Source organism: Methylobacter sp. Wu1, assembly GCF_036553575.1.
Classification (GTDB): Bacteria; Pseudomonadota; Gammaproteobacteria; order Methylococcales; family Methylomonadaceae; genus Methylobacter.
On the sequence record NZ_JAZHOC010000074.1, the window covers coordinates 223,858 to 231,417 of the forward strand.

6 protein-coding genes are annotated in these 7,560 nt (G+C 54.8%); 1 reads left to right on the plus strand and 5 read right to left on the minus strand.

What is annotated here, in order from left to right; all coding sequences use genetic code 11:
- The first annotated feature begins 18 nt into the window (after positions 1-18).
- A complete protein-coding gene (locus V2P20_RS17240; RefSeq protein ID WP_331820469.1) occupies positions 19-3,390 on the plus strand; it encodes a hypothetical protein in 3,372 nt (1,123 codons plus the stop codon).
- 62 nt (positions 3,391-3,452) lie between these two features.
- Here V2P20_RS17240 and V2P20_RS17245 read toward each other — a convergent pair whose 3' ends face one another.
- The 5 genes from V2P20_RS17245 to V2P20_RS17265 all read right to left on the minus strand — a co-directional run bounded on the left by V2P20_RS17245 (position 3,453) and on the right by V2P20_RS17265 (position 7,306).
- Entirely contained in the window at positions 3,453-4,295 is an 843-nt protein-coding gene (locus V2P20_RS17245) for an NAD-dependent epimerase/dehydratase family protein (protein WP_331820471.1), read from the minus strand.
- Between the two features lie 2 nt (positions 4,296-4,297).
- Positions 4,298-5,233 carry a DUF523 and DUF1722 domain-containing protein gene (locus V2P20_RS17250; protein ID WP_331820473.1) on the minus strand — a complete coding sequence of 312 codons (936 nt, stop codon included), beginning with the start codon at positions 5,231-5,233 and terminating at the stop codon, positions 4,298-4,300.
- A gap of 78 nt (positions 5,234-5,311) precedes the next feature.
- Entirely contained in the window at positions 5,312-5,836 is a 525-nt protein-coding gene (locus V2P20_RS17255) for an excalibur calcium-binding domain-containing protein (RefSeq protein WP_331820475.1), read from the minus strand.
- A 55-nt stretch (positions 5,837-5,891) separates the two neighbouring features.
- Entirely contained in the window at positions 5,892-6,896 is a 1,005-nt protein-coding gene (locus V2P20_RS17260; protein WP_194969317.1) for a class 1 fructose-bisphosphatase, read from the minus strand.
- Between the two features lie 62 nt (positions 6,897-6,958).
- Positions 6,959-7,306, minus strand: coding sequence for a phenylpyruvate tautomerase MIF-related protein (locus V2P20_RS17265; RefSeq protein WP_194969318.1), 348 nt, complete (start codon positions 7,304-7,306; stop codon positions 6,959-6,961).
- Positions 7,307-7,560: the final 254 nt, after the last annotated feature.

Consider the following 7,560-nt stretch of genomic DNA (forward strand, 5'->3'; position numbering starts at 1 on the left):
CGTTCTTAAGGAATAAAAATGAAATGGCGGCAGTGTGCATGGTTAAGCGCAACAATGGTATTAACCGTGGCTTTCATGGTCATGGCGACAAGCCGGCCGGCCTTGGCCGTAGAAAGAGTTTCCATCATCAATAACGGCAGTTTCGAGTCTCTCCATGACGCCAAACCGGGCGCTGACGGATGGGCGGCAGGATGGAAATTGGACGCAGCCGGACAAATTCCGTCCGACTGGCAGCTAAATCCGGCTTATCCCGGCCAGTTGATGTCAGGCGCTGGCGATCCGCATGCAGGCTCACGATTTGTCCGGATAACGGCATCAGCTCGCGGCGCCGCACACATTTATCAGCGCTGCCGGGGCCTGCAGGCGGGTAGGTGGTATCGCGTTTCCTTATGGGCCAGAGGCGGTGCATTCGCCGTACAGACATACGAATCCTTCCGGGAAAGACAGGCCGAAAGCCAGACGCTGCTGCAGGAGCATGCCGGCGCGAAATGGCAGCAGTACACCGTTTTTTATCAGTCAGCCGGAGCAGGATACCTTGATTCGGCATTGGTTATTTCCACCGCTTCGCAATCGGGCGTCGATATCGACGACATCCGCGTGGAGCCCACGGATTTACCGGAGCTGCCGGCTGACGCGACAGACATGGTTTTTCAGAATGAGTCCGTACAGTTGAGTCTCTCACCTGCCGGTTTTTTGACTCACTTCATCAGTCTGGATTCCAGCGAAGACTATGCGGCAATCAATGCCAGAAGGCCGATGCTGACTGTCTCGCGGGCCGGAGTACAGGGAATGCCTGTGACCCGGCTCTCGCGGAAAGGCGATGTCCTGACCGCGCAATTCATCGATCCTCAGATCAAGGTCAGTTTGCGCGTTATTCCTGCGAAGCGGCATCTCACTTTTGAAGTACTTAGTGCCGAACCGGCGGATCTTGAAGGGCTTTCCATCGAGTTTCCTTTGCGGCGTCTCGAAATCGTAGCGCCGGCTTTCAACGCGACCTACGACAAAGGCTTCGGCGCAGCCTTCTTTGGCATTACCGAAAATACGGTCAACCATCCGATATCGTTGGGTAACTCGGTGCAGTTGCTCAGGAGCGGCGCTCATCGCAGCCATGGCATCGTCGGAGCGAAATTTTCCCTCGTGGCGTCGTCCATCGAGGACTTCAAGCCTGCGATCCGGGAAGCCGAACGCGCGGCGGGATTGCCGTCCCCTGAGCTGGGTGGAAATTGGGCGCGCGATTCGGAGTCAGTGCAAAAATCCTATCTGTTTGCTACCGACGCGTCGGAAGCCAATATCGATGCGCTGATCGACCATGCCAAACTGGGAGGCTTCGGCACCCTTGTTTTTTTGAAAAACAATTGGCTGGATAGCCACGGTCATTACCGAATCAACACCGACAATTTTCCGCACGGTCTCGAGGGAGTGAAAGCGGCGGTGGCGAAGATTCATGCGGCCGGGCTTGAAGCCGGAGTGCATGTGTTTGGCCCCTCGATCTCGCCGAACGATGCCTACATCACGCCAAAGCCGGATGACCGTTTGGCGACAGTTCTCGTGCCGGATCTTGCCGAGGCGCTCGATGCGAAAGCCTCCGTCATCACGCTGGCGGCTGAACCCAGGCTGCCGCCGATAGATTCTCGCCGCAAGGAATTTCCAGGCCAGTACCTGAGAATAGGCGATGAGATCATCCGCTATGAGGCCGCGGAGCCGGGGCCGCCGTTCCGGTATACCCGCTGTGTGCGCGGTGCATTGGGCACCAGGGCAGAGGCTCATCCTGCCGGATCGGCTGTAAGAAGGCTGCTTACAATGTGGGGCTATTTTCTCGTGGACCCTGACAGCTCGCTCGTTGACGAACTTTCCCAGAATTTTGCCGATGTTTTTAACAGCGCGGATTTCGATATGCTGTATGTTGACGCCAGCGACGGCATCATCGATGACTATATCGACAGCTGGTATTACCTCAACCGCATGCATCTTGCTTATTACCGTAAATTCAGGAAGGACGTGCTCTATCAGACCAGCAACGGCGTCGGTACGGATTTGCGCTGGCATATCGTGCCGCGGTCCGCTTCGGCAGACGGCCACGGCGACATCAAAGGCTATCTCGATGAGCGATGGCCCGGGATTCTGCGCATGGATGCGAACTTTACCCGCCCCGATATCGGCTGGTATTACTGGTTCAAGGATATCCGGCCGGACCAGCTCGAGTATGTCGCCGCCAAAGCGCTGGCAGTGGATGGATCGATTTCGCTGGAGACGTCGCGCGCGGCGCTTGAAAGTCAGACGCAGTCGCGGCAGATGATGGATACGCTCCGGAAGTGGGAGCAGTACCGGCGCGCCCAACCTGTCTCTCAGGAGATAAAAGCCAGGCTGAGAGAGCCGAAGAAGGATTTTAAACTGTTCAGCAATGCTGGCGGCGACTGGCAGCTCTACCGCGCTTTGTATGAGCCGGTGCGATATGTGGACGTGCTGGACGGCAAGCAGAATACGTGGATGATTCGCAACGATACGGCGAGCGAGCGCCAGCTTGGCGTGGAGATCATTGCCGGCAGGATGCCCGGAGCGCTGGACGCCTATAATGGCCCGGAAGCCTTCACGATCGAAAGTTTTGACAATGCAGCCGACTTCCAGATGAGCGATCGCAATCAATATGAGAAACACGTTGCTCGCGCGGATAAGGTTGTGTCATCCAGCGGGCCTGTGCGCGATGGCGTGCGGCAAAGTTTCGGGACAACCAAGAGCGAGATAGAGGCCGGCGGGAGCGCCTTGCTTTATACCGCAACAAACAACGGCAAGTATGGCGGATGGTCGGCGATCGGCCGCCGGTTCGACAAGCCTTTGAATTTATCGGAGAATAATGCATTGGGCGTCTGGGTCATGGGGGATGCCAAATACGAGCAGCTTCATATCCAGCTCAGAGACTCAAAAGGGCGCAGCGCCGATTTTCAAGCCGCTATTGACTTCATGGGATGGCATCTGTTGACCTTTCCCTTCCCAGCCGACAGTCAGTTCGACTGGACGAATACGGAGTATCTGCTGTTTTATTTCGACGCCGTGCCGGCCAAGACGGCAGTCAGCGTCGCGCTCGACGGTGTCCGTGCATTCCGGACGCCTGCCTCAGTTCCTCCGCTTGACCGGCCCATTATCACGGTCAACGGAGAAAGCATGGTCTTTTCCGAATCGCTGGCGGCGGGGCAAGCGCTGACTTCGGAAGGCCCAGGCGAGACAATTCATTGGCCCGGCGGCATGGCGCCGGGAAAGAAGGTTGAATTCTCCAGGCTGCAGCTTAAGCTGAAGCCGGGCGAAAACACGGTGACATTTTCTGCCGCCAAACCGGATGCTTTTCCCGGCGACATCCGCGTCCTGCTTTACCCTATCTGGCCTATAGAAGAATAGATGTAGGCTGGGTTGGCGCTTTAGCGGAAACCCAGCATAGGTAGCTCCAAAGATAAGGGGTGTCAGCCCAGCCTATCTTTATCAATCAACTCCGCATAACCCTTTTTGTAATCGGGATAGCGAAATTGATACCCCAAATCTCTCAAGCGCCGGTTGCTGCAACGCTTGTTCATCGCAGCATTTTTGCCGGCCGCTTTGGCGACAGGCGGTGCGCAATGCATGCGTTCGGCCAGCCATGAAATCACATCCCATAAAGGAGCGGGATCATCGTCGCTGGCAAGATAGCAGTTTTCCAGTTTGCGGCCTTTTAGCCGCTGCTCGAGCAGAAAGTCCAGCACGCCGACACAGTCCAGTTGATGAATCCGATTGGTGAAATAGGGCGGTTCTTTTTGGATGGCGGGGGATTGCGCGGCCATTCTTAACAGCGATTCGCGGCCGGGGCCGTAAATGCCGGAAAATCGTACGATGATGTTATCGGGATTGGATTCGATCAGCTGCTTTTCTGCCTGCCGGATTAACCGGTTTGTGACTGCTTCGGGTTCGGCCGGCGAATCTTCATCGACCCATTCGCCTTGTGATTGCGCGTAAACACCGGTTGACGAGACGAAAATCCACGGACACCGGGGCAGTTTAGCCAGCAGATGCTGCAGGCCGGCCTCATAAATGGCGCGATAGGCTGACTCATGGCGGCCATCGGGCGTGACGATGAAAAATAGTTGATCATAGTCTGCATCCAGCTTATCAAGCCCTATGCACGATGCAATGTCGGCAGCCACGTAGCGGATTCGGCTGTCATGGGCTGGCGGATGGCGTTTGAGCCCCGTTACCTGATGGCCTTTATCTGAGAGCGCATGAGCCAGGCGCGTGCCCAGATCACCGCAGCCGACAATCAATATGTTCGCCATGGTTACAGCAGGTTGGTCAGTCGCAATTCCTGGGGATAGGGCGACATGTAATAGGATTCGTCAATATAAGGATCGGGCGCTTTGCGGAAATGGTGCTTCAGCAGCGTCAAAGGCACGATCAGCGGTACTTCGCCTTGGCGGTAACGTTCAATGATCTCGCATAGCTCGGCCTTGTCATCGGCGCTTAATTCTTTTTTCAGATAGCCCTGGATGTGCTGGAGGACATTGACGTGATTGCCGCGGCTGGCAACTTTTCTGAGCATCTTCATCAACAGCAGAATATATTGGTCGGCAAGCTGCTCGATATTGTCCGGAGTTGCGCCGGCCGCTAACTGGCCCAACTCCTGGTAGTCGCCATGACTCATGATGATCAGCTTGTGCCGGGCGTGAAAACGGGTCAGATTGCGTACCGTCAGCCCTTCCTCCAGCATTGATTTCCAGCGGTGCAGCACATAGACGCGCTGAATGAAATTCTCGCGCAGGCCGGGGTCGCCCAGCCGGCCTTCTTCTTCGACCGGCAGCAGCGGGTTATTACGCATCATGATCTCGGCATAAATGCCGATGCCTTCCCGCCTGGGTATATTGTCGGTATAAACCTTGACCCGTTCCATGCCGCAGCTCGGCGAATCCTTTTTCAGGATATAGCCGCATAAATCGGTGTGTTGCGCTTTCAGCCGTTCGGCATGGCTGCGCAGCCGCTCCGTCACATCGATTTCAGGGTTTTTGACGCCGATGCAGCTCACCTCGCCATTGACTTTGACCAGATGGATGGTCGGGCGCGGTATGCCGAGGCCGATTTCAACCTCCGGGCAAAACGGCCGGAAATCGAAATACTCGCCAAGCGTGCCAGTGATATAGGCATCGTGTTTGTGGCTGCCGTCGTAACGGACATGCTGGCCAAGCAAGCAACTGCTGATGCCGATGGGGATTTTTTTCATAATGAAGCAATTGAGCACGGCTGATTGAAGCGCGGCGCTAATCTCGCTGAGGACATTGGAAATGCCGGATCTGCCAATTTAGCGCCTGCGATGATGAGTTGCGATCTTACGTCTGCCGTTATCACTGTCATTATATGTCCCATTATCGTGTTCACTATTGTCGTTGCACCATTGTTTTTCACACGGGATGCCATTGTTGTCACCGTCCGTTTGCTGGTTTGAGCAGTTTTTCAGAAAAAAAGTTGCTTCTTCGCACGAAGTCATTTGCGAGCAGTGGTCTCTGCCGTCACAGTTGAATTCAGTCTCTTCTGATGGCCCGCCGTCGTCTTGACCGGTTACAACAGTGGCTTTAGGCGGCAGTTCTTTCTCAGGTTCATTTGACTTAGGCGAGGCGCCAATGGCGTTCAAGCGAGCATCTTCCTGCGGCGAGGTTCTGGTCTTCAGCTTCATGGTCCAGTCCGAGTCCTTATCGACCGAAAATTGCTGCGCGTCCTGTGCGCACTTCGAACTGGAATAGACTGTTTTGCCGTCTACGATACATTTATAGGCGGCAGCGGCATTTAGGCTGAACAGAGACAACGCAATTGTCGGTAATAACTTCATTTTTCTTATTTTGTTTAGAGTGATAGAGGGCGAGCCCCCCTGGTATGATTATTTTTCAGCCTTGCCGGTGATAATCCACAATCCGCTCAACCTCGTTTTTTGATCCTAAAATCACGGGTACGCGTTGATGCAGAGAGGCCGGTTTGATGTCCAGTATGCGCTCTTGTCCGGTAGAGCAGGCGCCGCCGGCCTGTTCGATAATAAAGCCGACCGGATTGGCTTCATACATCAGGCGCAGTTTGCCGGGCTTGGACGGATCGCGGGAATCCAGCGGATACAGGAACACGCCGCCGCGCGTCAGAATCCGGTAGACCTCGGCGACCAGCGATGCAACCCAGCGCATGTTGAAGTCTTTTCCGCGCGGACCTTCCTCGCCCTTCAGGCACTCATCGATATAGCGCTGCACGGGGGCTTCCCAGAAACGCTGATTGGATATGTTGATGGCGAATTCGCCGGTGTCATCCGGAATGGTCATGTTCGGGTGCGTCAGGATGAATTCGCCGATATCCTGGTCGAGCGTGAAGCCGTTGACGCCGTGCCCGGTCGTCAGGACCATCATCGTTGATGGACCGTAGAGCACGAAACCGGCGCATACCTGATCGCTGCCTTTCTGCAGGAAATCCTCCAGTGTCGGATCGATGCCTTCGCGGCAGCGCAGTATCGAGAAAATAGTGCCGACAGTCAGATTGACGTCAATGTTTGAAGAGCCGTCCAGCGGATCGAACAACGCCAGATATTTGCCTTTGGGGTACTGGCTCGGGATCTTGATGATGTCATCGACTTCTTCCGATGCCATGCCGGACAGATGCCCGGTCCAGTTCAGGGCGTTGACCATGATATCGTTGGTGATGATGTCCAGTTTCTTTTGCACCTCACCCTGGACATTCTCGGATTCGGCGCTGCCCAGCACGCCGATCAGGTCGCCCCGGTTGACGAGATGTGATATTTTCTTGCATGCGGTCACGATATCGTTGAGCAGCAATGTGAACGTGCCCGATACGCCCGGCAACTCGCGCTGCTGTTCGATGAGAAATTGGGTCAGAGTAATGCGATTGGCCATGTTTGATATCTCCGTTTAACGTGTTTATTACGTCTGGAAAGCGGCTGGACCGGATCTTTTAACTAGCCGAAAGTCGAGCCATTCCAGCCCCAATACTCGGCTGGGCAGTTGCTGAACTCGATATAGACGCGGTCGGCCGGGATTTGCAACGCATCGTTCAGCAGTCGGCTCAGTGAAGACGAGATGGCTTTGGCCTGCGCCGTGGTCAGGCCGATGCTTTTGCATTCGGCATAAGCCAGCGGTTGATTGTTGCCGGCGAAGAGCATGGCCTTGCCGCCTTCGATTTGCACCATGACATAGCGTTCCGGCTTGCCGGTCTGTTGCGCCATCAGTTTTGACAATTGCTCCAGCAATTGCGGCGATTGTTCATCAGAGAGGGATTCGGTGGTGCTTAGTTTTAAATAAGGCATAGCTTTAACTCCGTATAAGAATGCGTTTTGGCTGGGATTAAAGTTTATAGCAAAAAGCCGATTAGTGAAGATGATTCGCGATTTGCCTGGTTTTCGTGTCTGATAACTGATGTTACGCAGCTAGTTGAGATTTAGTAAAGTGTCGCTAGCGCGACGGTTTTATTTAATCGGGTTTATCGCACCCGAAGGCGAGTTACTTTCTTTTGCGCGGCCAAAAGAAAGTAACCAAAGAAAAGGCCGCCCGGTTGCCGCTT